The sequence below is a fragment of the Vaginella massiliensis genome (assembly GCF_900089075.1).
In the GTDB taxonomy this organism is placed as follows: Bacteria; Bacteroidota; Bacteroidia; order Flavobacteriales; family Weeksellaceae; genus Weeksella; species Weeksella massiliensis_A.
Window position 1 is genome coordinate 73,399 of record NZ_LT593746.1, and the last position, 25,286, is coordinate 98,684.

Annotated in this window: 23 protein-coding genes; 7 read left to right on the top strand and 16 right to left on the bottom strand. The window is 38.3% G+C overall.

Features of this window, described 5'->3' with window-relative positions; genetic code table 11:
- Positions 1-44: 44 nt before the first annotated feature.
- Positions 45-581 carry an RNA methyltransferase gene (locus tag BN8061_RS01515; RefSeq protein WP_068597844.1) on the top strand — a complete coding sequence of 179 codons (537 nt, stop codon included), beginning with the start codon at positions 45-47 and terminating at the stop codon, positions 579-581.
- 153 nt (positions 582-734) lie between these two features.
- Here BN8061_RS01515 and BN8061_RS12340 read toward each other — a convergent pair whose 3' ends face one another.
- Complete coding sequence (locus tag BN8061_RS12340) at positions 735-2,159, bottom strand: OmpA family protein (protein WP_068595767.1); 1,425 nt, start codon at positions 2,157-2,159, stop codon at positions 735-737.
- A gap of 103 nt (positions 2,160-2,262) precedes the next feature.
- Positions 2,263-2,676 carry a 2-amino-4-hydroxy-6-hydroxymethyldihydropteridine diphosphokinase gene (gene folK, locus BN8061_RS01525; protein ID WP_068595769.1) on the bottom strand — a complete coding sequence of 138 codons (414 nt, stop codon included), beginning with the start codon at positions 2,674-2,676 and terminating at the stop codon, positions 2,263-2,265.
- 30 nt (positions 2,677-2,706) lie between these two features.
- Here folK and sppA point away from each other — a divergent pair, with 30 nt between their 5' ends.
- The 6 genes from sppA to rodA all read left to right on the top strand — a co-directional run bounded on the left by sppA (position 2,707) and on the right by rodA (position 10,473).
- Positions 2,707-4,482, top strand: a complete 1,776-nt coding sequence (sppA, locus tag BN8061_RS01530; protein ID WP_068595772.1) for a signal peptide peptidase SppA — start codon at positions 2,707-2,709, stop codon at positions 4,480-4,482.
- Positions 4,483-4,645: 163 nt separating this feature from the next.
- A complete protein-coding gene (locus tag BN8061_RS01535) occupies positions 4,646-5,671 on the top strand; it encodes a rod shape-determining protein (RefSeq protein ID WP_068595775.1) in 1,026 nt (341 codons plus the stop codon).
- Positions 5,672-5,693: 22 nt separating this feature from the next.
- Positions 5,694-6,548, top strand: a complete 855-nt coding sequence (gene mreC / locus BN8061_RS01540; protein ID WP_068595777.1) for a rod shape-determining protein MreC — start codon at positions 5,694-5,696, stop codon at positions 6,546-6,548.
- The gene (locus BN8061_RS01545) at positions 6,538-7,053 is read left to right on the top strand and encodes a rod shape-determining protein MreD (protein WP_068595781.1); all 516 of its coding nucleotides are present in this window, start codon (positions 6,538-6,540) and stop codon (positions 7,051-7,053) included. The genes mreC and BN8061_RS01545 overlap by 11 nt, the downstream gene beginning before the upstream one ends.
- Complete coding sequence (gene mrdA, locus BN8061_RS01550; protein WP_068595784.1) at positions 7,050-8,960, top strand: penicillin-binding protein 2; 1,911 nt, start codon at positions 7,050-7,052, stop codon at positions 8,958-8,960. Before BN8061_RS01545 ends, mrdA begins: the two co-directional genes overlap by 4 nt.
- Complete coding sequence (rodA, locus tag BN8061_RS01555) at positions 8,929-10,473, top strand: rod shape-determining protein RodA (RefSeq protein ID WP_068595787.1); 1,545 nt, start codon at positions 8,929-8,931, stop codon at positions 10,471-10,473. Before mrdA ends, rodA begins: the two co-directional genes overlap by 32 nt.
- 38 nt (positions 10,474-10,511) lie before the next feature.
- On the opposite strand, the gene BN8061_RS01560 is transcribed toward rodA, so the two are convergent.
- From BN8061_RS01560 to BN8061_RS01620, 14 genes are all read right to left on the bottom strand, one after another.
- Positions 10,512-11,804: a TlpA family protein disulfide reductase gene (locus BN8061_RS01560; RefSeq protein WP_068595791.1), complete on the bottom strand. Its 1,293-nt coding sequence runs from the start codon at positions 11,802-11,804 to the stop codon at positions 10,512-10,514.
- Between the two features lie 59 nt (positions 11,805-11,863).
- Positions 11,864-12,115 (bottom strand): hypothetical protein, encoded by a 252-nt coding sequence (locus tag BN8061_RS01565; protein WP_068595794.1) that lies wholly within the window; start codon positions 12,113-12,115, stop codon positions 11,864-11,866.
- Positions 12,116-12,139: 24 nt separating this feature from the next.
- On the bottom strand, positions 12,140-14,134 hold the full coding sequence (locus tag BN8061_RS01570) for a T9SS type A sorting domain-containing protein (RefSeq protein WP_068595797.1): 1,995 nt from the start codon (positions 14,132-14,134) through the stop codon (positions 12,140-12,142).
- Positions 14,135-14,225: 91 nt separating this feature from the next.
- Positions 14,226-15,389: an ATP-dependent Clp protease ATP-binding subunit ClpX gene (gene clpX, locus BN8061_RS01575; RefSeq protein ID WP_068595803.1), complete on the bottom strand. Its 1,164-nt coding sequence runs from the start codon at positions 15,387-15,389 to the stop codon at positions 14,226-14,228.
- Positions 15,390-15,488: 99 nt separating this feature from the next.
- Positions 15,489-16,172: an ATP-dependent Clp protease proteolytic subunit gene (locus BN8061_RS01580; RefSeq protein WP_068595805.1), complete on the bottom strand. Its 684-nt coding sequence runs from the start codon at positions 16,170-16,172 to the stop codon at positions 15,489-15,491.
- 45 nt (positions 16,173-16,217) lie between these two features.
- Entirely contained in the window at positions 16,218-17,558 is a 1,341-nt protein-coding gene (locus BN8061_RS01585; protein WP_068595808.1) for a trigger factor, read from the bottom strand.
- A 132-nt stretch (positions 17,559-17,690) separates the two neighbouring features.
- Positions 17,691-19,052: an acetyl-CoA carboxylase biotin carboxylase subunit gene (gene accC, locus BN8061_RS01590; RefSeq protein WP_068595811.1), complete on the bottom strand. Its 1,362-nt coding sequence runs from the start codon at positions 19,050-19,052 to the stop codon at positions 17,691-17,693.
- A 101-nt stretch (positions 19,053-19,153) separates the two neighbouring features.
- On the bottom strand, positions 19,154-19,636 hold the full coding sequence (accB, locus tag BN8061_RS01595) for an acetyl-CoA carboxylase biotin carboxyl carrier protein (protein WP_068595816.1): 483 nt from the start codon (positions 19,634-19,636) through the stop codon (positions 19,154-19,156).
- Positions 19,637-19,762: 126 nt separating this feature from the next.
- Positions 19,763-19,960, bottom strand: a complete 198-nt coding sequence (rpmF, locus tag BN8061_RS11705) for a 50S ribosomal protein L32 (protein WP_094745820.1) — start codon at positions 19,958-19,960, stop codon at positions 19,763-19,765.
- 50 nt (positions 19,961-20,010) lie between these two features.
- Positions 20,011-20,586 carry a YceD family protein gene (locus BN8061_RS01600; RefSeq protein ID WP_068595819.1) on the bottom strand — a complete coding sequence of 192 codons (576 nt, stop codon included), beginning with the start codon at positions 20,584-20,586 and terminating at the stop codon, positions 20,011-20,013.
- Between the two features lie 71 nt (positions 20,587-20,657).
- Positions 20,658-21,731 (bottom strand): 4-hydroxythreonine-4-phosphate dehydrogenase PdxA, encoded by a 1,074-nt coding sequence (gene pdxA, locus BN8061_RS01605; RefSeq protein ID WP_068595824.1) that lies wholly within the window; start codon positions 21,729-21,731, stop codon positions 20,658-20,660.
- A 3-nt stretch (positions 21,732-21,734) separates the two neighbouring features.
- Complete coding sequence (locus tag BN8061_RS01610) at positions 21,735-22,205, bottom strand: hypothetical protein (RefSeq protein ID WP_068595827.1); 471 nt, start codon at positions 22,203-22,205, stop codon at positions 21,735-21,737.
- Between the two features lie 10 nt (positions 22,206-22,215).
- The gene (locus BN8061_RS01615; RefSeq protein ID WP_068595836.1) at positions 22,216-22,602 is read right to left on the bottom strand and encodes a RidA family protein; all 387 of its coding nucleotides are present in this window, start codon (positions 22,600-22,602) and stop codon (positions 22,216-22,218) included.
- A 27-nt stretch (positions 22,603-22,629) separates the two neighbouring features.
- Entirely contained in the window at positions 22,630-25,272 is a 2,643-nt protein-coding gene (locus BN8061_RS01620; RefSeq protein ID WP_068595840.1) for a putative LPS assembly protein LptD, read from the bottom strand.
- Positions 25,273-25,286: the final 14 nt, after the last annotated feature.

Here is a 25,286-nt window from a genome sequence, read left to right on the forward strand (position 1 = left end):
ATTATGGCTTTTTGAAAGAGGCTAAGTTAAAGATTTTAGAACGGATGAGAAAATTAAAATTAGATGAATTAGGAAGAGTTTCTACAGAAGAGTACAAAGAAATCGATAAAATTCCGGTTGTCGTGGTCTTGGATAACATTAGAAGTATGCATAATGTGGGAGCTGTTTTTAGAACGGCGGATGCGTTTTTGATCAAGAAACTGTACCTGTGTGGCATTACGGCAACTCCGCCACATAAAGAAATTCACAAAACGGCGATTGGCGCAACCGATAGCGTAGCTTGGGAATATGAAAACGATTCTGTTGAGTTGATAAAAAAATTAAAAGCGGATGGTTATACCATTGTTTGTATAGAACAGGTCGAAAATAGTAAGGCTTTTCAAGATTATACTGTAGATTCTGATAAAAAGTATGCTATTGTAATGGGCAACGAAGTAGATGGTGTTCAACAAGCTATTGTCGACATTACCGATGACTGTTTAGAAATACCGCAATCTGGCACAAAACATTCGTTGAACGTGAGTGTTTGCACTGGAATCGTATTGTGGAAATGGTATGCCGCTTTTGTTTTGCAAAAATGATTGGATAGGTAATAAGTTAACCATCCACCTATCAATACAACCATCCGAAGAGGTTTAATTTCTTCGGATTTTTTTGTGAATCGCCATTTCAGGATGGGACAAAAAAAGCTCCGAAAAAATTTCGGAGCTTTTTGTATCTAGTTACGAGGGTTCTTATTCTTTAATTTTGAATACTACTCGTCTGTTCTCTAAGTTTTTCCAAGCCGGACAGTTTGTATGAGGATCACACTCTTTGTGTTTCAAATCAGACTCACCTTTGCCGATTGGCGTTATTTGGTCTTTATTTACACCTTTGTTAACTAAGTAACGAACAACTGAAGCAGCACGTCTTTCTGACAATCCTTGGTTATATTGTTCAGAACCAGCAGCATCTGTATGACCTTCCACCCAGAAGTTGTACTGAGGATTCTTGATAATGACTTCTGCAGCGTTATCTAGTTTAGGATAAGAAACTGTTCTGATTTTATCAGAGTCATAATCAAACTCAATTCCTTTCAACCAATCTGTTAATTGATCAGCGATAACATCACCAGACACTACCGTCTCGGCTACCGGACAACCTTTGTTGGTTAATGGACCAGGAATTGTAGGACATTCATCTTCTGTATCTACTAGACCGTCACCATCCGTATCCAATGGACAACCTGAACCATCGACTTTATAACCTTCTGGTGTATTTGGACATTTATCCCATTGATCACAAACCCCATCGTTATCTTCATCTATACATTCGAAGGGTGTTGCTACTGGGGCTAAGATTGGTTGTACCATATAAGGAGCCCATTGCAAAGATTCTCTATCGGGACCAAATTTATAATGAACCCCTAAAGACAATGTAATCATGTTATCGTCACGTCCTTCTTCAGTATCCGCAGCAGTCCAATAGCCTGGCCATGGATCACCAGAAGCGTCAAACTCTTCGTCACCGCTCATAAAATACATTGCGCGAAGTTCAACGTCAAATTTATTATTGATTTCGTATCGCAAACCAGCTCCACCTTGGAAAAATACTGATTTATCTCCTAACTTCTGATCTGTAATTACGACATATCCATCTGGACCACTTCCTCTAAAATTGTTGCGTTCTGCTTTATACCCTAATAAACCAGCTCCAAAATAACCGTGAAGTGCTAATTTTAACTCAGTTCCATTATCAGAACGTCTCAATAGATTAGAAAAATTAACATCTCCTAATAAAGATATTGCATTATATTTTGTACGCCCATCTACTTTCCCTCTATAATTTGAAATATAATAATCATCAACAGTTCCATGTTGACGAGTTTTTCCAAATTGATACATCAAAGACATTCCGAAAGCATGTGTAAGCTGTCGGTTCACTTGAAATTGGAAATCATAACCCGGCTTAAAATAACCAGCGTCCCAACTTACCAAGTCGGTATTTTGCAATACATTACCCCCAGCAAAAAAGCTAACTGACCAATCGTTAAATTTCTTATCTTCTTTAGTAAATTTGTCGTCATACACATAGTTTTCTCCAGAAACTACTTGAGCCTGAGCCTGTGATGAAAACAAACCTAAAAACACTAAAGAAACAGATATAGTAAAATTCTTCATAGGTTTTTTTTTAAATCAGTTAATTTTCTTAATATTAATACTTTAAATTAAATTATAGATGTTTAAGTTTTCCCTCTTTAAGACTTTACAAATATATAATTATTTACAACATTATTAATAAATCGTTTACAAATTTTCTATTAAAATTTCTTGGATGGGGGATGATGAGTGTTTCCGATTTATAAATAATTTCGCCTATTTTCAGAATATCGATATCGATTAGGCGGTCGGTATACTGCTCTCCATCAAGAGGTTGTTCATAGACACGTCCCATTTCCGATTCTATTTCTTTCATATCTCGAAGCATCTTTTGAGGCGAAACTCGACTTTCAACACAAATAATTTGATTCAAAAAACAATTATTCGAGGTAAATCCAACTGGCTCTGTCTTTATCACATCTGTTTGTTTTACAATAGGATAACCTCGAACTGCAATTAATTCTTTTGCTTTTTCGATATTCAATTCTTTATTTCCTAGATTTGTTCCAAGTAACAAAATGGCTTTATTGTACGACATACTACAAAAGTATTAATTAGAAGATTAGATATGAAAAATTTTTTTTCTAGAGTATTTTCTACCATCGTTGGTAATTTATTAACCTTTGCAATTCTCTTTGCATTTCTTACAGTATTGATTCTTGTATCCTCTATCGGCAGCGGAACGAAAAACACTATCGTTCCAAAAGCAGCCATATTAGAACTTACACTGGATTCTCCTATAATGGAGAGCGAGATGGACAGAACTCCACTTACATTGTTCAACTTATCTGAAGAACATACCTCCTATTACTTGAGCGATATTCTCGATGCCATTGAGGCAGCAGCTACAGACGATCGTATCCAAGGTATTTCGTTGAAAGTAGATAATTTTCAGGGTGGATTTACCCAAGCAGATGACATTCGTCTGGCATTAGAAAACTTCAAAAAATCTGGAAAATTCGTCTATGCTTTTAGCAACAACAGCTCGCAAATCTCTTATTACATCATGTCTATTGCAGACAAAATTTACCAAAATCCACTAGGAATGTCGATGGTACAAGGACTAAGTGCTGAAATCATGTTTTACAAGAATTTTGGTGATAAATATGGCATCGATTTTCAGGTTATACGACATGGAGCGTACAAAAGTGCCGTAGAACCTTATCTTCGCGATAATTTATCTGAGGAGAACAAAGAGCAAATAATAGATTATGTCGGAGACATTTGGAACAATATTGCAACAAAAACTGCAAAATCCCGTCAATTATCCTTAGAACAATTCAACACCAAAGTTGACAGTCTATATGCCTTCAATCCAGATCTTGCAAAAAAAAATAAGCTGGTCGACGAACTCTCTCAAGAGTCTGCATACAATCTGATGTTGATAAAAAAAATAGACGAAACAGTCGAAAATGTGAATGAAAAAACCGAGAAAAAATACTTCACCAACTTAGAAGATTACATCTTGCAACTCAACAAGAAAAAAGAAAAAGACGTCATTGCAGTCTTATACGCTTCAGGCGGAATTAGCGAAGGTGACGGATTCGAAGGAATCCAGTCAGAAACCTACATCAAAGCGATTCAAGATATTGCAGAGAACGACAAAATAAAAGCGGTAGTACTGCGTATAAACTCGCCTGGAGGTAGCGCAAACGCATCCGAAGCCATCTTGTACGAACTGAAACAGCTCCGCAAGAAAAAACCTGTTGTGGTTTCGTTTGGCGATGTCGCTGCTTCCGGCGGATACTATATCGCACAATCGTCTGAACGTATTTTCGCCAATGCCAACACCATCACAGGGTCTATTGGTGTTTTAGGAATGATTCCGAATGCAAAAAAATTAGCCAACAATATCGGGATCACAACAGATATTGTAAAAACCAATGCCAATGCAGATCAGCTAAAATCTTGGACCAATCCCATGAACGATTATACCGAAATAACCATCCAAAGAAGCATCGAATATATTTACCATCAGTTTGTAAATCGTATCGTGGAAAATCGCAACATGACTTTCGAAGCAGTTGATAAAGTGGGCGGCGGACGCGTTTGGTCTGGAAGCCGCGCCATGCAACACGGATTGGTTGACGAAATCGGAAGCTTGCAAGACGCCATCAATTACACCGCAAAACTCATAAATGCTGATCGATACAAATTGGAAAGTTATCCTAAAAGAAAACAAGCATTCGAAGAGTTTATGGAGTCGTTGGGCGGTAAAACCACCAAAGAAGCGCTGGCTCAAGAATTGGGCAGCGAAGGATATGCACTTTACGAACAAGTGAAAAACATCCAAAATCAACGAGGAGCACAATTACGATTGCCCTTTACAATGAAAATCAAGTAAGCTTCAAAATAACTTCGGTATTTTATAATATTCGACACAACATATCGTTAACAATTTTATGATATTTTTAATTCGAAATAGGATTGTATTTTGAATTAAAAATATCATACTTTTGTAGCTATCATAAAAATTATCAAAAATTTAACTGAGACTTAGAAAATAAATGGGACTGTTTAATTTTTTCACACAAGAGATTGCAATTGATCTTGGAACAGCAAACACATTAATCATTCATAATAATAAGGTTGTCGTAGACAGCCCTTCTATTGTTGCCATTCACCGCAGAACCAATAAGGTAATTGCCGTAGGCGAACAAGCAAAACACATGCAAGGAAAAACACACGACGACATCAAAACCATACGCCCACTGAAAGACGGCGTGATCGCAGATTTTGAAGCGTCTGAATTTATGTTGACCGAGTTCATCAAAAAAATACCCGGAATTCAAGGTAAATTATTCTCTCCATCGTTGCGAATGGTCATCTGTATCCCTTCAGGAATTACCGAAGTAGAAAAAAGAGCCGTAAAAGACTCTTGCCAACGCGTAAACGCAAAAGACGTTCGCCTCATCTACGAACCTATGGCCGCCGCAATTGGAGTAGGAATAGATGTTACCCAACCAAAAGGAAACATGATCATCGATATAGGTGGCGGGACTACCGAAATAGCTGTATTGGCATTAGGTGGAATCGTTTGCGACAAATCGGTAAAAATCGCTGGCGATGTCTTCACCAACGATATTGCTTACTATTTGAGAACCCATCACAACCTCTATATTGGTGAACGCACTGCAGAACGCATCAAAATTGAAGTTGGCGCTGCAGTAGAAGAATTGGAACACGAGCCAGACGATTTACCAGTACAAGGTCGTGATTTGATTACAGGAAAACCAAAAGAAATCACCGTAAATTATAAAGAAATCGCAAGAGCATTAGACAAATCTATCCTTCGAATAGAAGATGCGGTGATGGAAACTTTGTCACAAACGCCACCAGAATTGGCAGCAGATATTTACAATACTGGAATTTACATGGCCGGCGGAGGTTCTATGCTTCGTGGATTGGATCAACGTGTATCGAAAAAAACAGGTTTGCCAGTCTTCTTGGCAGATGATCCTTTGCGTGCTGTTGTGCGTGGTACTGGAATCGCTCTAAAAAATATCGACAAATATACATTCTTGATGAAATAATAATTTTTTGAGCTAAGTATCGATGTATTTTATTATAAATTTAATTAGGAAAAACGGCTATTTTTTATTTTTTCTATGCTTACAAATTATTGCATCGATACTTATTTTCAGATACAATGTGTACCACGAAGTTGTTTTGGGTAAAGCGAGCACCAACATTGGCGGAGCAATCGATCAACATACTTCAAAAATTTCTAGATTCTTCAACCTCCCAACCCACAACAGAGCATTACAAGAAGAGAATGCAATTCTTCGAGAGCGTTTGTATGCATTGGGCGTAAAAGATGCCAAGACAGGCGTTTTTCAACGTTTAGATTCTGTACAATATCATCAGACTTATTCCTTTATTCCAACAGATGTTATCAATAATACCATTGTGCATTCGCATAATTTCTTGACCATCAATCGCGGTAAAAATGACGGAGTTCAGGTGGGCGACGGTATCATATCGCAAAATGGAGTTGTCGGAATTGTCACGCGCGTTACCGATCATTATGCAAGAGCATTATCAATCTTGAATACCAACACCAAAATAAATGCTCGACTGAAAGGAAGCGAATATTTTGGTACGATGGTTTGGGACGGAAAAGATCCGCGCTATACTTATCTTACAGAAATTCCAAAATATGTTGATGTAAAAGTGGGCGACACCATCGAAACCGACGGGAAATCTCCCGTTTTCCCAGAGGGTATTCTCATTGGCTCTGTTGCCAGTAAAACCATCGACAATGTTTCGGGTGACTTGAATATCAAAATCAAACTGAAAGAAAATTTTGCCAACATCAAATATGCCTATGTGGTAACCAATCTTCAGCGAAATGAAATTATAGAGGTAGAAAAAGATCAGACAGCAAATCCAAATCCAAATGTTCAATAGAGATTTTTTTATTCAAGTTCTGAAAATCATTTTTCTGATACTGCTTCAGACTTTTATCTTTGATCATATCGAAATCATGGATAAAGCAAAACCTTTTGTCTATATCTTATTCGTCATTTTTTACCCAATTTATAACAATCGATTTGCTTTTCTTTTACTAAGTTTTGTTTTGGGATTGGGCATCGATTTCATGGAGCAAACAGGTGGTATTCATACTTTTGCCACGGTAGCTGTAGCTTTTTTCAGACACCGAATCTTGAAGGTCATTACAGGTCAATCTTTTGAGGAGCAAGACCGATATAATAGCTACGAAATCTCGACTATGCAATGGTTTTGGCTTGCTCTTTTCATTACCTTGGTGCATCATCTTATCTTGTTTGTTCTCGAAAACTTCAAATTAGCTCACCTATTAGAAGTTGTCGTGAGCGCCTTGTACAGCACAGTACTGACCCTGATTTTTATTATTTTCTATAAAATCTTATTCAAAAGAAAACAGCGAATATGAAAAAATTAGTCGTCATATATGGCCTTATTTTTTTCATTGTTGTCTTGTTTATTGGCCGTTTAGCATATTTACAATTGATTACCGATCGTTATCAGTTGAATGCTTTCAACACCTCGATCAAACAAGAAATAATCTACCCCAACCGCGGTGATATTCTCGATCGCAATGGTAAATTATTGGTATCCAATACGTATTCTTACGAATTGAATGTGGTTCCAAAATTAATTTATGACGATTTCGATAAAAAAGGGTTTAGTCAAATGGTGGGCATCAGCACCAAGCAATTCGACTCAATTATAGCGTCTATAACCACTGCACCCGACTATAAAAAAATGACGCCTTACCCCTTTATGAAAAATATTTCTCGTGAGCATTTTGCCCAAATGCAAGAGCGATTATATCTTTTTCCAGCCTTTTCTATCGTGAAGCGACCAGAACGAAAGTATATGGTAAAGACTGCCGGAAATATTTTGGGTTATATCAACGAGGCTAATCCTGCTTATATCAAAACCGATTCTACGTATTATCAGCCTGGTGATTTGGTAGGCATTACTGGTGTAGAAAAATCGTACGAAAAAGAATTGCGCGGTATAAAAGGCGTAAAAAATCATGTTGTAGACATCAGGATGAATGTCGTGGGACCGTACAAAAATGGCGAATTTGATCGCCCTGTGAAAAGCGGTAAAACGCTAAAATTGACCATCGATTATGATTTACAACTCATGGCAGAAGAAATGTTGCAAAACAAACGAGGAGCCTTGGTCGCAATCGACCCGAATACTGGCGAAATCTTGGCACTTGCTTCTGCACCAACCATTGACCCGTCTGACTTCCTGAATTCGACTACACGCAATGCGCTCATTCGCGATACCTTTGCTCAACCAACCTTTGATCGGGCATTACAAGGGACATATCCGCCAGGCTCTACCTTCAAAATGATTACCGCTTTGGCAGGGATGCAAATGGGCACCATGACACCAGAAACGCGTTATACTTGTAAACATGGCTTCCGCTATGGGCGTATGCGAATCGCTTGCCATTGCGGTAAGTACTACGCTCCACAGGGCCTAGAACGTGCCATAGGGAAATCTTGTAACAATTATTTTTCTGAAGCTTTCCGCGATATCGTTCGCAAAGATTCTTCGGATTATTCGGTAGGAGTGAATGAATGGGCTCGTATTATGAATAGTTTTGGTTTGGGTAAATTCATGGGAACAGATCTGCCTGTAGGAAGCAAAGGAACCATTCCGACTTCTGATTTTTATGATCGGATGATGGGCGAAGGCGTTTGGAATCCGTACCGCATCATCTTCAACGGTATGGGGCAGGGTGAAATTACAACAACGCCCTTGCAAATGGCTAATTATACAGCAGCTATTGCTAATAAAGGATTTTATTTTACACCTCATATTGTAAAAGAAATCGAAAATAATCCCATCAAAGATTCCAATTATATCGTACCCAAAAAAACCATGGTAAATCCAAAATATTTCCAAACGATATTGAATGGTATGGAAAACGTTTTCACGATGGGAACTGCCCGAAGTTTCAGAATCAACGATTTTGTACAGCTTGGAAAGACGGGTACTTCTCAGAATTCGCAAGGCGAAGACCATTCACTATTTGTACTGATTGCACCCAAAGATAAACCCAAAATTGTGGTGGCAGCTATAATAGAAAACGGAACTTGGGGTTCTACCTGGGCTGGACCAATGTGCAGCCTTGTTGCAGAACGTTACCTTACCGATACCATAAAACGTACAGCATTATTCAATCGGATGAAATCTGGTAACTTGAATGCTCGCTACCAAAAACAATGGATCAACACGCTGAAGAGAAAAGGATTGTATAAAGAACCCGTAAAAAAAGATAGCATTGGTACAAAGCAGGACTCTACAGGGCGTTGATTGGATCACGATATTCTTAGGATTCATCTTACTCATTTTCGGGATCATGAATGTATACAGTGTGCAACATGATTTGGGAATGAAACAAATGCTATGGGCTGGACTCGGCATGGTGATGATTTTTGGGCTGATGGTCATCAGCAACAACAATCGGAATTTTTTCGAGACCAATAGTGTGGTGATCTACGCCATCTCTATCTTGCTACTAGCAGGAGTTTTGGTCGTAGGAAAAGAAATCAACGGGGCTAAAGCTTGGTATAGAATTGGCAGTTTGTCTCTGCAACCGGCTGAGTTTGCCAAAATCAGTACTGCCTTATTGATTGCGAACTTATTGAATCATTCTAACTCTCATTTGAGAGATCTGAAAACGCTTGGGCAGATTTTACTCATCATGCTCATCCCGATTAGTCTGATCATGCTTCAGCCAGATTTGGGCTCGGTCATTATTTTCTGTTCCTTCTGCATTCCATTATACCGAGAAGGTTTGAATCCAGTTTTAATTTTCATTCCTATTATCGGACTTGTTTTATTCCTTATTTCCATTGTACAAATTCCTTTTTATGTACTGCTTATCTTTGGGTTTATCATCCTATTTATCGTCTTGCTCATCAATGCTTTCTATTACAGCCACGATATAGAAGAATGGGTTTATGGGGTGATGATCGGACTCTGTTTTTTCTTTATTTTAATCATTGTATCGAGTTATTTGGTTTCTAATTTATCTGAAGAAACTCGTGAATCTTTCGGTCATTTATATCCCTCTCGCTCTTTATTTTTCTCAGATCCAATCCGATTCAACGTTAATCTTTTCGGATTTTTGGGCATTTTACTATCGGCGACACCTGTGATTCTATACAAAATAGACAAGCGAAAAGAAGTGATGAATTCGCCTTTTAAAATCAATTCAGGATTCAAAACAGATATTCTCACAACATCGGCAATCATCTCTACGATTGCGTTGCTTTTTGTGATGACGCTTAGTTTCATTTCACCCATCGTATTCGAGAAATTACCCAAACATCAGAAAGAACGTGTTATGGTGCTCTACGAAGGTGAAGGAAAATACCGTGACACCTCTGGGTACAATTTGCTCTATGCCAAAACCGCTATCGGCTCGGGCGAACTTACGGGTAAGGGCTACCTACAAGGAACGGTAAAACAAGGGCGTTTTGTGCCAGAGCAACAGACCGATTATATTTTTGCTACTGTTGGGGAAGAATGGGGGTTTTTGGGCAGTGTTGGTGTTGTAATTCTGTATGCGCTTTTCATTGCTCGCATCTATTATTTGGCGGAGAGCCACACCAATGTATTCGTTCGTTTTTATGGTTACAGCGTCGCTTCTATCTTGTTTTTTCACTTTTTTATCAATATCGCAATGGTGATGGGGCTATTCCCAACCGTTGGAATTCCACTACCTTTTTTCAGTTATGGTGGAAGTAGTCTTTGGGGCTTTACCATTCTCATCGGTATTTTTCTAATCATCCATTATCAACACAAACAAAGTTTATTATAAAAAAATCGCTATCAGCGTCTGATAGCGATTTTTAATGCTTAAAGTTCGTTGATATGATTTATTTTCTTTATCAATTTATTGTCCTTGTCGAGCAAAAAAAGCGTCGGTGTAGAATTCACTCCGTACATTCGGGCGATCTCGCTATCCCATCTTAACAATTCGGTCGTATTGTACCATGGTAAATCTTTGGTCGCTTCATCAAACGCTTGCTGTTCGACATCTAGAGAGACGGCAACGATTTCGCCACCATCTACTTTGAATTTTTTATAAAAATCTTTTATATACGGCATTTCAGCAACACAAGCTGGACACCAAGAAGCCCAAAAAACGACCAATTTTTGATTCGCCTTTACATCGTATAATGATTTTTTACCCTTAATCGCTTTGTCGAAATTGAAGTTGGGCACTCGCTCTCCTACTTTCAGGCCTTCGATGTTGAATACCGCGTATTTCAAATCTTCGTGAACATTTCCTGATAAAGCCTTCGCTTTATTGATTAAATCGGCATTGATGGTTGGAAATTGTTTCGGGTTGAAAATGTTGATTAGATTCGCTAAAATCATTTGTCCGCGCGACGATTTTAAATCAAACAGATTCACAAACTGATCTGTAATCGCCTTCATTCCTTCTTCGCTTTTGCTAGTGTTAGCACTTTGCGTAAAATATCCTTTTAGATAGTTGAGAATCAACACATTCATCAAACCTGATTGCTCGAGACGTTGGTCATCATTTTTCAACACGGTCACAATTTGGTCCAAACCTTCTTTATTGAATCCACTAGAAGTATGTTCAGCCAACTCGTTCAGTTGTAAATAATAGGTCAAAAGTTCGGGCTTGGTTGATGAAACACCCTTGCTTAATTTCTCGATACGATTGATTTCCTTTTGCAATGCGGTATAGAATTCATCGGTCGGATTATAATAATTTTTCAACTGTTCGAAAACCGAATATCGCAAGTCTTCGTACAATGCATTCTGCAAAGAGATCTGGTATTGCTGGGCAACTCCACCCTTTGTAAATTCTATGTTGGACTGTAATCGATTGGGAGATGTCGCCTTGAAACTCACATCTTGATTGTCTGACATGATTTTGATGGTCTCCCCATTGGCTAAACCGAGCTCGACAATTCCGTTATATTTAGTGGGTATTTTCAATATAAAATTCCCATTTTGGTTGGTCGTGGACTTATCGATCAATTTCAGAATACTGCCTGTGTTGATTTTAGCCGTGACCATTTGATTGGGATAATTGTTGATGCTTCCCTCAATTTTGAATTGTGCAAACGTATATGAACTTAACAAAAGTCCAACGCCTATAACGATATTTTTCATAATGCTATAAATAAAAAAACCTCAATCTTGGATTGAGGTTTAAATATACTATAATTTTCTTATGCGACCTTTTGATTGCGTTTTTTATTCACAACATAACCAACGCCAAGTGTAAGCGCAAACCCGAATAAGATTACTTGGTAATCATCGACTGGAGTTTTAACTTGAGATCCAGGACCATCACATTCTACACCCCCACAAGGTTCGCTTGGACAATCGTATCCACATTCATCATCATAAAAATCCTGAGCTTGAACGAAATTAAATGTCAATACAAATGTAACTATGTAAAATTTGGTTAAAAATTTCATAATTATCTATTTAATGGTTTAAGGTTAGTCTACTAATAATTTTTGTGATACTACAGATCCGTCATTATACGAGGTTTTGATTATGTACAATCCTTTATATGCAACAGGAAGATTCAATTTTAGATCCTTATTAACCGATTTTACTTTCTGTGTACTAACTTTTTGTCCATCCAAAGCAAATATTTCTACTACCCCCTCTTGTTTCGATTGATCAAATTTTACTCTATAATCATTTTCAGATGCCTTATAAACGATAGTTTTGTAAGCGTCGACAGATAGGTCGTTGTTTCCTAAATTTCCTTTTGGATAGTCTTTCCAATAGAATTCGTATCGATTATTTGTCTCCAATGCTGACGCTATCGTTATAGGCAACTCAAAATCAGAGGTAATTTCATGCGCTACCTTTTCTACTTTGTCATATAGGTAGAATTTTGCATCACCGTCGAATTTCTGAACTGGAGAAGTAAAGATTGAATATTCTTTCAGTCTAAACTTCAAGATGTATTGCTGACCTATTTTAACTCCAGAAAACTTCATTTCGATTGGTTTGCGAATGTAGTCGTCTTTAAAGGTGTTTACTAATGTTCTTGAATTGGCTACGGGTGTTCCGTCTTTCTCTTCTTCTACGAAATAGATTAAGTTCAAATCACTACTTTCCAAATCATTCCCCGATTCGAATACACTCGAAGTTGACAAGAAGATCGGACTACCCACTCGTTCTCTGGCTGTGTTGTAAATACCAACTTCCATTTGATAGAAGTTTTCTGCATTGTTACCTCTTGGTGCTGATCCTAGATTTAAATCTAGTTTATGCTTGAAAGTTTTTACATCATTTCCTAAGTTCACCGTAACTGGAACGATTGGAGTTGTATTGCCAACTCGATTAGTAACCGTTACACGGAACATTTCTAACGGACGCAACAACAAGGCTTCTTCGTTACCTACCCATATACCATTTTCACGTTTAGCTCTCACATAAATAGTTTTACCTGCAGCAACTGTAGAACCATCTTCTGCAGTCCAAGATTGCTCAAAAGCATCATTAGCTTTTAGCACATAATATCCGTTATTGATATTAGAAGTACTAGATCCGCCAATGGTCAACCACTTGCTTGGGTCAGACAAGTCTACATTTGAAGTAAATGGATTAGCGAAACGATACATATTTTTTCCGAAACGGTATAACGTTCCAGGATTACTACGTTCCCCTAAATATGACTTATAGGTTTCCCTATAGTAATTTATATTATTCATCCATTGTGAATAATTCATACCTGCAAAAACATCAGCATTAATACCTCTTGGTGTCCCTTGCCCAGTTGAAATAGTAACGGCTGCTGGAGCTGGTTTTCCTTTATATGGAATAATTTTATTTCCATCGTAGAAAGAGTTAAGACCAGCAGAGTATTGATCTTTTTCCAAGTTTAGCAAGTAGTAATAACCTGGCTTAAGTTGATGAGAATTATGTACCGCATCGTTTTCGATTTGAGGATTGTCCCAAATCATCAAGGTTTGCCTATAACGACCTCCACAATGAACATTCACTTGACAATCACCTACAAAATCTGATGCTGTTTTCCCCTCAAAAGCATTCATCAGTTCTGTCACTGCACCTTGAAAAGGTAGACCAATCGGATACCAATCAACGCTTGATGAAGCAACAGATTTCTTTTGTTGGGTCATGCGTGCAGTAACAGCATTATTATCAGTTCCAAAGATGATCAACTGTCCGTAAGGTGAAGTATTAGCATTTTGCCCTTCAGTCCAGACATTCACAAACTGTGTACCATCAAGTTCATCAGATACATTGCTTCCTTTCTTAAATCCTCCAGTGTAGACATTCCCTTTATTTACAATTGTGTTTGTCGCTTTCGTATTGATAAAAAAGTCACCTGAATTATAAAAAAGCGTGTTTTCTTTTATAGTAACAAATGCTCCTCCGTTAACATAAGTGTTAGACTGAGCATTAACTAAAGTAACAAAAGATAAACTTAAAAAAGTAAGTATATTCTTTTTCATATGATTTTAGTTTGGTTTGATTAGTTTTTTTTAAAAAAACAATTCAATGCAAATATATAAAATTTATTTGCTTAAACAATTCTTATTCAATTTATTTTATATCAATTTTTATTTTTTCGGTATAGTCTTCTATATTGTACATCACATCGGTAAACACTTCTTCTGCTACAGAGCGGAGTCCGCGAGCACCCAACCCTAATTCGTTTGCACGGTCTACTATATAGTCTAGGGTTTGTTCTGTGACTTCCAGTTTTTTTCCATCCAATTCGAATAATTTTTCGTATTGTTTTATCAATGCATTTTTGGGTTGTGTAAGGATTTGCTTCATCGCTTCTCGATCCAAAGGTTTCAAAAAGGTAATGATTGGCAAACGCCCAATCAATTCTGGAATGATTCCAAAATTTTTCAAATCCATGGCATTTACTTCTTCTAAAAGGTTTTCTACATTTTTTCCTTTTTCTTCTTTATTGAAACCAATCACGTTCTTATTAAGACGATTGGCGATATGGCGATCGATTCCAGAGAATGCACCACCAGCTATAAATAATATGTCTTTGGTATTGACTTCTACAAATTTTTGATCTGGGTGTTTACGTCCTCCTTTCGGTGGAACATTTACTACTGTTCCTTCCAAAATTTTCAACAAGGCTTGCTGCACACCTTCGCCCGAGACATCTCGTGTAATGGAAGGGTTGTCGCTCTTACGCGCGATTTTATCGATTTCGTCGATAAACACAATGCCTTTTTCTGCCAATTCTATATTATAATCTGCTGCTTGTAAAAGTCGGGTCAAGATACTTTCTACGTCTTCACCTACATAGCCTGCTTCGGTAAGCACTGTGGCGTCTACTATGGCAAACGGCACGTTCAGGAGTCGAGCAATGGACTTGGCTAGTAAGGTTTTTCCGCTACCGGTTTCACCCACCAAGATGACATTCGACTTGTCGATTTCTACTTCATCGGGCTTGGTATCATACAGTACCCGTTTGTAATGATTGTACACAGCAACCGACAGAATTTTCTTGGCCTGATCTTGTCCAATGACATAATCATCCAAGAATTCTTTGATTTCTCTGGGTGATTTTAAGTTTAAAGGTTGAACAATATTTTGCTCTATGTTGAAGCGAGCTTCTTCTTTCAGAATACCGTAAGCTTGTTCGATACAATTCTCACAAATATTTCCTTCTACTCCAGATACCAATATTTGTACTTGTTCTCTACTCTTACCACAGAACGAGCATTTATTTTCTTCCAATCTTTGCTATTTTTTGAGTTTGCAAATTTAGCACTAAATTATGACTAAGGAAAATTCTAATTACAAAAAATCCTCTTCCATTTGAAGAGGATCATTTCATTATCTGTCGTTGTTTATTTTTCTATTGGGCAACAAGACTTCGTCAATCAAGCCGTAAGCTTTTGCTTCTTCCGATGTCATCCAATAATCTCGTTCACCATCTTTCTCGATCTGCTCGAAGCTTTGACCAGAATGATAAGCCAAGATATCGTACAACTCTTTTTTCAACTTCAAAATTTCTTTCAAAGTGATTTCCATATCGGTTGCTTGTCCTTGTGCACCTCCAAGCGGTTGATGAATCATCACGCGTGAATGTCTTAGAGCGCTACGTTTTCCAGGCGCTCCGGCAGCCAACAAGACAGCTCCCATAGACAACGCAGTTCCGGTACAGATGGTTGCGACATCGGGTTTTACCAATTGCATGGTATCGTAAATACCTAAGCCAGCATACACTCCACCTCCTGGTGAATTCACATAAATCTGAATATCTTTGGTAGCATCGGCGCTTTCTAAGAACAACAATTGAGCCTGAATAATATTTGCAATTTGATCGTCGACTGCGGTTCCTAAAAAAATGATACGATCCATCATCAGACGAGAAAACACGTCCATTTGTGCTACATTGAGTTTTCGTTCTTCGGTGATGTATGGTGTTACGGCTTGGATATAACCATCAACAGTAAGACTGTTGATACCAGCATGTTTGACTGCGTAATTTCTAAATTCTTGACCAGCGTTTTTCATTTCTTATAAATTTTCTGAGGTTAAGTATACAAAAATTTATCCAATTTATGCATTTGCCTCTTCTACTTTATTTTGAGCTGAAATAATGTCAACAAACTCATCCAATGTCACTTTTTTCGCATCCAATTTTGCTTGTGATTTGAAAACCGCTAACATTTTGTCAGTAAAAACTTGGTAAGATAAACGATTATATTCTTCTTGATTCGAAATTGCGCTTGCAATGATAGAGTTCATCGTTTCTTCTGGAATGGTATTTTGACCGTACATTGCCAATTGCTCCTTGATTGCGGTTTCGGCAGCAGCTTTTACTTCGTCGGCTGTTACTTGAATATCATTTTCTTCTGCAATTTTACTTTCGATCAATTGGTATTTGAGGCTTTTAGAAATTTTTTCTAACTCCTCTTTGGCTTGTTCGTCAGATGTAATGTTGTCGTTCGAGAATTGTAACCATTTTACCAAAAATTCTTCAGGTAATTCTACCGCCGTGTTTCCGATCAATTGTTCTACCACTTCGTTGATTAGCTGACGATCGGTTTCTTTGGCGTACATTTTTTCTGATTCTTCTTTGATTTTTGCTCGGAAAGCTTCTTCAGAATCTACAGCACCCTCACCGTATACTTTGTCGAATAATTCTTGGTTGATCTCGGCAGCATTCATCTTGTTGATCTCCTTTATTGTCAAAACCAAATCAATTCCATCTTCTCCCATTTGTTCTTCTGCAATATTGAACACCGATTGTGCTTGTTCTGCATCTTCGAAAATATCTTTGGTGTTGGCTTCAACGGTTTCTCCAACTTTTTTAGCTTCGAAAAGTTTCTGATCTTTTACATCTTCCAAACGGATGTAAGTGTTCTTTGTAGCTTCTTCGTTGTTTTTCTCTTTCACTTCAACTTTCAAAACTGCATTTTCTTCTACAGTTTCTAGAGACTCCATAGAACCGTAACGTTGTGCAAAATTGTTGATGTATTTATCAACTTCTTCGTCGCTCACATAAATTTCATACGCTGGAACTTCAATCTTTTTCAAGTCCACCTTTACTTCTGGAGCTAATCCAATTTCGAAATCAAAATTCAATTGTTCTGCATCCCAATCGAGGTTTTCTTGCGCTACTGGAATCGGATTTCCTAAGATCGAAATCTTTTCTTCGTTGATATATTTTGTCAGTTCTTTTTGTAATAATTCGTTTACTACATCAAAAATCACGGGCTTTTCATATTGTTTTTTCACAAAACTCATGGGTACATGACCTTTGCGAAAACCTTTAATGTTTGCGGTTTTCTTGTACTGAAGTAAGACTTCGTCTACTTTGCCCTGATAATCTGCTTTATCTACAGCAACGCTGATTACTGCTGATAATTTGTCTGTTGTATTTTTAGTAATATTCATCGTTTGAATTTGGGTTGCAAATGTACAATTTTTTATCCAAATTGTTAACGCTTAATTTTTTAAAAACAAAAAAAGCTCATTTTTATAATCTGAGCTTTTTTCTTGTATTTTTTGAGTGGATTTTTTTACTGTCTAATCTTCGTAATCTGCATACGACGGATCGAGTACAAAATCTTCCATGAATTTGGTTGTGTAATTACCTGCAATGAAATCTGGATCGTCCATCAATTGTAAGTGAAACGGAACGGTAGTTTTGATTCCTTCGATATAGAATTCTTCCAAAGCGCGTTTCATTTTCTGAATCGCTTCTTCTCGCGTCATTGCTGTGGTAATCAATTTTGCAATCATCGAATCGTAGTTTGGCGGAATGGTGTATCCGGCGTATACATGGGTGTCTACACGCACTCCATTTCCTCCTGGAATATTGATCGATGTAATTTTACCTGGCGACGGACGGAAATCATTATACGGATCTTCTGCATTTATTCTACATTCTATAGAATGCATGTTTGGATAATAATTTTTTCCAGAAATTGGTTCTCCCGCAGCGAGTAATATTTGTTCTCTGACCAAATCGAATCCTGTAACTTGTTCGGTAATCGGATGCTCTACTTGGATACGCGTGTTCATTTCCATAAAATAGAAATCGCCGTGTTTGTCTACCAAAAATTCGATTGTACCAACCCCTTCGTAACCGATAAATTCTGCAGCTTTTATAGCGGCTTCTCCCATGCGTTCACGTAAATCTTCGGTCATGATTGGCGAAGGCGTTTCTTCTACCAACTTTTGGTTGCGACGTTGAATAGAACAGTCGCGTTCTGATAAATGGCATGCTTTTCCGAATCGATCTCCTGCAATCTGAATTTCGACATGGCGTGGTTCTTCGATCAATTTTTCCATATACATTCCGTCATTCCCGAAAGCGGCTGCGGCTTCGGTACGAGCAGATTCCCAAGCGTGTTGCAAATCTTCTTCCTTCCATACTGCACGCATTCCTTTTCCGCCACCACCAGCGGTTGCTTTTAGCATAACCGGAAATTTGATTTCGCGTGCAACGGCCAATGCTTGTTCGTAACTTTCTAGCAAACCATCAGACCCTGGCACAACGGGTACTCCAGCTTCTTTCATGGTTGCTTTTGCGTTTGCTTTGTCGCCCATTCGGTCGATTTGGTCTGGCAAAGCTCCGATGAATTTGATCTGGTTCGAAGCACATACTTTAGAAAAGGTAGAGTTCTCTGATAAGAAACCATAGCCTGGATGAATCGCATCTGCATCTGTAATTTCTGCCGCTGCGATGATGTTGGTCATCTTCAGGTAAGAATCTTTGCTCGGTGCAGGTCCTATACAAACGGCTTCGTCTGCAAAGCGTACATGTAAAGAAGTTTCATCGGCTTTTGAGTAGACCGCTACCGTTTTTATCCCCATCTCTTTTGCAGTACGTATTACACGCATTGCGATTTCGCCTCGATTGGCAATTAGTATTTTTTTGAACATCTTTTTTAATTTGAAATTTAGATTATTTTGAAAATTAGAAAGCCTTATTCAATGTAAAGATTTTTATCTCAACATCTATTGTCTCACATCTAAAATTCTAATTAAGAAGGATCTACCAAAAACAATGGTTGGTCGTATTCTACCGGAGTTGCGTCATCAACTAATATTTTCACGATTTTACCTGAAACTTCTGCTTCTATTTCGTTGAATAATTTCATTGCTTCTACGATACACAATACTTTTCCTTCTGCAATGGTGTCACCAACTTGTACAAATGGTTCTTTTCCTGGCCCAGCTGCTCTATAGAACGTCCCAATCATCGGCGATTTCACGGTGATGTAATTGTTGTTTTCTTCTGCTACAGGTGCTGCCTCTTCTGTAGAAACTGGCACTTGTGGCGCATTTACAACGGGTGCTGGAGCTTGCAACTGAGGTACGTAAACTTGCTGTACATCTACTGTTTTTGACGATTGCCCGTGCAGGGTTTTGATTTTGATTTCGATATCTTCTTGCTTGATGCTTACTTCTGCTACTTCAGCTTTTGATACGAATTTGATTAAATTCTGAATGTCTTTAATATCCATAATTGTGTTTTTTGCCTAATTCCGTTATCTGTATAAATTTACCTAAAAGATTTCAAATTTATTAAAAAAAATAAAAAGCTGCTTCTTTTTTACAAGAAACAGCTTGAATTTTATTTTTCGGTAGGATTATTCTGAAACTTCTGTTTCTTTTTCTAAAACTACGCGTCCTTTGTAATACAATTTACCATCTGACCAGTGAGCTCTGTGATATAGGTGAGCCTCACCCGTTGTTTTGTCGATTGCTAATTGCGGAACCTCGATTTTGTAATGGGTTCTTCTTTTATCTCTTCTTGTACTTGACTGACGTCGCTTAGGATGTGCCATATCTATTTACTTTAATTCTTTAACTTATATTCTTTACTTATAAAAAAACCTTATGGTTTCAAATCTTTTAATTTTGCCCAACGCGGATCGATATCTCCATCATCGTCGTCCTCATCATCAGTATCTGTTACCGAATCTTCGATATCGTCTTCGTCTACTTCTTCTACCATGTATTGATTCAATAATCTCAACACTTCAGAACCGCTATCTCCCGTCAACACATCGGGATGAATGCGCTTTGTGGGGATGCTCAACAAGATTAATTCGTATATCAATTGTGCTACATTCAACTGATATTCTTCTCGTGGTATCACCCAAATTTCATCATCTGCGTCGTCAAATTCATCACCGAACTTCACAATCAACCGAGAAGAATGCTCAATCTTTTGTTCAAACTCTTCATTCGACAGATCGCAAATCAAATTCACCGTTCCTTTGAGTTTTATAAACAATTCGAGCATGGTCGAACGTTTTTCTAATTCAATACTCACGCTGACTTTTGGTTGACTAAAGTCTTGATCAAATTGAAACAAATCAAAGAACGCTTGCGTGATTTCGTAATCAAATTCGGTCTTGCCCAATGGTAGACCAGAGAAAATAATATTGTAATTTTTCAACTTATCCATCACACAAAAGGTTTGCAAAGATAATATTTATTTTTAGTATTTAAAGTCTTTTATATTTTTTTCTAATAAAATTATTCAACTTCATCTTCTTCACTATCAATATTGACTTTGGTAGGTCGCAGAACATTTTTTGTAAGTTCGGAATACTCCTTTCGATTCTCGAAAATTCTTATTGCCGTAAATATAGCTTGCTTGAATGATGTTTCATCGGCAATGCCTTTGCCAGCGATATCGTAAGCTACACCGTGATCGGGTGAGGTGCGTACATGGCTCAAACCTGCTGTATAATTCACACCTTCTTCGAAACAAATCGTTTTGAACGGAATGAGTCCTTGATCGTGATACATCGCCAACACTGCATCAAATTGATCGAGCATAGCTGGCGAGAAAAAACTATCTGCCGGATAAGGTCCAAATGTTAAATTGCCTTTTTCAAGTTGTTGATTGATCAAAGGTGCCAGAATTTCTTCTTCTTCCTTGCCCAGCAATCCTCTATCTCCTGCATGTGGATTGAGCCCTAAAACTGCAATTTTTGGACGCTCGACTGCAAAATCTTGAATCAAACTTTTGGCAATCTGTTTCAGTTTGAATTCAACATTTTTGGTGGTAATATGTTGTGCCACTTCTTGCAATGGAATATGCTGGGTAACCAAACCAACTCGAACTTGGTCCGATACCATAAACATCAGCGGTGTTCCGCCCCAAACCTCCCCCAAATACTCGGTATGTCCTGGGAAATTGAATTCGTTTGATTGGATATTTTCTTTATTGATCGGTGCGGTCACCAACACATCTGCAACACCGTCTTTCACGGCTTGAGCAGCAGCTTTCAGCGACTGAAATGCCAACTCACCTGCCAGTGGCGTCGATTTACCTAATTGGACTTCGGGTTGTTCTCTCCAGAGATTTACCACGTTTATTTTACCATCAACGGTTTTGGATGCATGGGGTATACCTTGAAAATAGATTCGGTCTAATTTCAACTGATCTTTATGAAAATTGAGCAGTTTTGTCGCGCCAAAAATTATTGGGGTGAAAAAATCGGTGATGTCTTTATCCATCAAAGCTTTCAAGATTACTTCGACACCTATACCGTTTGGATCACCAATCGAGATAGCTACCCGTATTTTTTTTTGTTCGCTCATAGATTATTCTACTTTTGAATTCCGAAAAAATTTTTTATAAATGATTACCACGACTTTCCCTCCCAACCACGAAAAGAAAAACAAGATGGGCAGGAGCAAAATTTCGTACCAAAACGGATGATACGGCGTAAAAATGACATCCAACAAGCCAACGAGCAACAAGATAAAACCAATGAGCATCGCATAAGCCAACTTGGCTCTCTCCACGATAATAGCGGTCACTGTGCCTCCAATCATTGCTCCTATGCCAGAGGACAAGAGTAACGACCAAAAAAATCCACGCTCTTGATTTACAGCTGATAATTTAGAGAAATGTTTCAGCACATGTCGCCATTCATCAAAAATCAACCCATCAACTTGCCAGCCATAAGATGTCGCAACATAGGTAATGGCAAAGGTCATAAAAGCCAATGCCAATACCAAACCTGTAATTACAGCAATGGTATTGCGTACTACCGAACTGTGTTTTACCATAATTTTTATATTATCCTTCTACCTGTGCTATCACCGAGATTTCAACATTCACATCGCGTGGCAATCGTGCAACTTGCACGCATTCTCTTGCTGGGTAAGCGTCTGTTGAAAAATAGGAAGCATAAATTTCGTTCAATTCCCCAAAGTTATTCATATCGCTCAAAAAGATGGTCACTTTCACCGCATTGTTGATACTTGTACCAGCCTCTTCAAGAATTGCATTTACATTGGCCATGACTTGATGCACCTCGTCGGCAAACGAAGACGTTACGACCTCTCCTGTTTCTGGATTCACAGGAACTTGTCCTGATACAAATAACAAGCCATTGTACACAATTCCTTGCGAATATGGCCCTATAGCTTTGGGCGCTTTTGTGGTATGAATTACTTTTGTCATGATGATATTTTTTTTATTAATTATAAATTAAAATCCACTGTTGTAATACAACGAATTCGAAGATTGCTGATCGTATTTGATCGCATCGCTCAAGATGGAGGCTTTGATACCAATAAAAAAATCCCACGTTTTATACACCCCGATTGGAATCCAACTAAAGGTAAGGTTGAAACTTCGTAAATCACGAGCGAAACTCAGACGCGTTCCCACCAATTCTTTATTCACAATATCGTAAGTTCCGTTGGCCGAAATTTGCCAATAAGGCGATGGCGAAACAGAAGCCGTCATTGCCAATGTAGCGGCGTCTCTATTTGTTCCGTCTATCAATCTATTATGGGTGTATCCTAGATTCATGCCAAAAGTCCAAGGAATGGCAAAACGTGCATAATCTTCGTCGTCGAAATAGAAAACCTCGTCGCGCACGGTTCCTTGTTTTTTATAAGCTTTGGCGTCAAATTTCTTCCCACCAAAAGTGTTGTTATCGAAACTGTAACCAGTATTGACATTGAATGATGCTAAACGAAATGCCCCCAGCTCATCGATTTTGGTATACGCATTGGTAAGGGGGTCGTAATCGATTTTGTAGGGATCTATTATGCCGCTGAAATTAAATTTCATTTTACTATCGAACAGACTGGTTGATCCCGAGAAATTAACCGGACTCAATTTGAATTCATCCGCAGTAAAATTGTACGAAGAATTGATATTGAAAAAGTCGAATATTTTGATTTTTTTGAATCCTTTCGGATGTTTATCATCCCGCACTTTCAACTCTAAATTATTCGCCAAACTGAAATTCAGAGAATTGGTCACCATAGTGTTGGGCACACCATACAAGGTGTTTTCGAAATAATTGTAATATTGTAGCGCCACATTGGAGCTACCCAATTGCGGAACCTCGTAATAATCTATGTATTTCGCACCTGTATTCGGACTAAAACTATAGCCAATACTCGGGGTCAACACATGTCGAATACCCTGAATTTTAGCGTCTTTATTTTTCGCCAAAATTTGTCCGTAAAAATTGGTACTCACACTAGCCGACGTACTGAAATTCCCAAATCGATAAAAACCATTCAATCGTTGCGTGATCGTTTCGGCAGAATTTGCATCCCAATATTTACGCGTATTATTCAACGCCCAAACTTCTTGATAATTCGCCGAGATCGTCAACGGAAAATAATTTGCCAAAGTCACATTGGTTGATAAATCGAGGTGATGACGAGCGCCTGTTTTCATCTCGTCTTGCCACATGGTTTTGGTAAAAAAATTCTCGTCGCTGGTCGAAATTTGGTTCGCCATATTCATGCTATAAGTCACACCCAAATTGTGCAACAGACCTTTGCGTGGGCCAGATTTCGGAGCAAACGGAAATTGTCTACTCATGTTTACCGTAAGTCGCGGCAAGGTTAAATCGATCTGCCTAGTTTGATAATTTTGCGAATGCGAAGCATCTAAGTTTAATGTTAACGGAAGATTCTCGAATGATTTTCGCAAACTGATCGATGAATTGGTGGTATTGGTATAAACATCTCCACTGAGGTAATTTGAATTCTGAATCGATTCTCGAAAATATTGACTACTCGAAAAATTGACACTGGCATTGAACGTAAGATAAGGATTCGATTTGATATCTTGCGCATGCGTCCATCGCACATTATACAATTTCGACTGCGAAAAGATGTTACGTGGATCACGAACTCCTCCCGGACTGTTGGCTGTAAGCCCTTTGATACCCGTGATTCTGTTTTCGTAACTTGCACCAAAATTACCACTGAATCGGTAATTGACTTTGTAGCGGCTCAATACATTTACACCCCAACTCCCTTTGGTATAAAATCGGGTTTCTAATTGGAGGTCGGCATATTCGCCAATGGGCATATAATAGCCCAATCCGTCGAGGTAGAATCCAACATCGGCACGCTCACCAAAAGAAGGCAACAATATTCCAGCAGAGCGTTTGCTTCCCATAGGGATATAAGCAAAAGGCAAAGCCAAAGGCGTCGGTACATCGTAGATGCGCATATGGGTTGGTCCTGCAATCAGAATCTTTTCGTCTTTCTCTTTCTTGTCGACCAGTTTTCCTTTTGTGGTACGCAACACATAATCTGGCTCGTCTGTCTTTCCTTCTTTGAAATAAGTATCGGTCGTATAATCGGCACGAGACAAATACATCACGGTATCGTTGATTCGCTTCACTTTATCACCAACGATCACTCCTTCACCTTCTTCCAATCGTACATTATAAGCAATACCAACCTTGGTCTTGAAGTTGACCTTGAACGCATCTTGCTCGAATTTGTTTTGACCTTGCGTAAAAACAGTTCGTGTCACCACATTGCCTATGGTATCGCGTTTACCTTCGGCATAGACATCGCCCGAGTTCCAATCGATTTCGATGTACTCTGCCTCTATTTGCATATCGTTATAATCAACCTTGGCATTTCGCAAAAGGTAAGTGATATTCTTTTTCCGATCATGCACCTCATCCTCGGACGCACGCACCACAGTATATTCCAATCTTTCCTTTTTTACTGGTATAATGGTATCCAGTTTGATGGAATCTTGATTTACAACTCCATCATTATTCGGCGTAATTTGACCAAAAGAAATCGAGCAAATTACGAAGGGCGAACAGAATATAATATGCTTAAATGCGTTTGTAAACAAGTGAAAAATTAATT

Coding starts and splice junctions, on each gene's coding strand:
- BN8061_RS01515 (WP_068597844.1), top strand. CDS start 45: ATGAGAAAATTAAAATTAGATGAATTAGGAAGAGTTTCTACAGAAGAG.
- BN8061_RS12340 (WP_068595767.1), bottom strand. CDS start 2,159: ATGAAGAATTTTACTATATCTGTTTCTTTAGTGTTTTTAGGTTTGTTT.
- folK (WP_068595769.1), bottom strand. CDS start 2,676: ATGTCGTACAATAAAGCCATTTTGTTACTTGGAACAAATCTAGGAAAT.
- sppA (WP_068595772.1), top strand. CDS start 2,707: ATGAAAAATTTTTTTTCTAGAGTATTTTCTACCATCGTTGGTAATTTA.
- BN8061_RS01535 (WP_068595775.1), top strand. CDS start 4,646: ATGGGACTGTTTAATTTTTTCACACAAGAGATTGCAATTGATCTTGGA.
- mreC (WP_068595777.1), top strand. CDS start 5,694: ATGTATTTTATTATAAATTTAATTAGGAAAAACGGCTATTTTTTATTT.
- BN8061_RS01545 (WP_068595781.1), top strand. CDS start 6,538: ATGTTCAATAGAGATTTTTTTATTCAAGTTCTGAAAATCATTTTTCTG.
- mrdA (WP_068595784.1), top strand. CDS start 7,050: ATGAAAAAATTAGTCGTCATATATGGCCTTATTTTTTTCATTGTTGTC.
- BN8061_RS01560 (WP_068595791.1), bottom strand. CDS start 11,804: ATGAAAAATATCGTTATAGGCGTTGGACTTTTGTTAAGTTCATATACG.
- BN8061_RS01565 (WP_068595794.1), bottom strand. CDS start 12,115: ATGAAATTTTTAACCAAATTTTACATAGTTACATTTGTATTGACATTT.
- BN8061_RS01570 (WP_068595797.1), bottom strand. CDS start 14,134: ATGAAAAAGAATATACTTACTTTTTTAAGTTTATCTTTTGTTACTTTA.
- BN8061_RS01580 (WP_068595805.1), bottom strand. CDS start 16,172: ATGAAAAACGCTGGTCAAGAATTTAGAAATTACGCAGTCAAACATGCT.
- BN8061_RS01585 (WP_068595808.1), bottom strand. CDS start 17,558: ATGAATATTACTAAAAATACAACAGACAAATTATCAGCAGTAATCAGC.
- accC (WP_068595811.1), bottom strand. CDS start 19,052: ATGTTCAAAAAAATACTAATTGCCAATCGAGGCGAAATCGCAATGCGT.
- accB (WP_068595816.1), bottom strand. CDS start 19,636: ATGGATATTAAAGACATTCAGAATTTAATCAAATTCGTATCAAAAGCT.
- rpmF (WP_094745820.1), bottom strand. CDS start 19,960: ATGGCACATCCTAAGCGACGTCAGTCAAGTACAAGAAGAGATAAAAGA.
- BN8061_RS01600 (WP_068595819.1), bottom strand. CDS start 20,586: ATGGATAAGTTGAAAAATTACAATATTATTTTCTCTGGTCTACCATTG.
- pdxA (WP_068595824.1), bottom strand. CDS start 21,731: ATGAGCGAACAAAAAAAAATACGGGTAGCTATCTCGATTGGTGATCCA.
- BN8061_RS01610 (WP_068595827.1), bottom strand. CDS start 22,205: ATGGTAAAACACAGTTCGGTAGTACGCAATACCATTGCTGTAATTACA.
- BN8061_RS01615 (WP_068595836.1), bottom strand. CDS start 22,602: ATGACAAAAGTAATTCATACCACAAAAGCGCCCAAAGCTATAGGGCCA.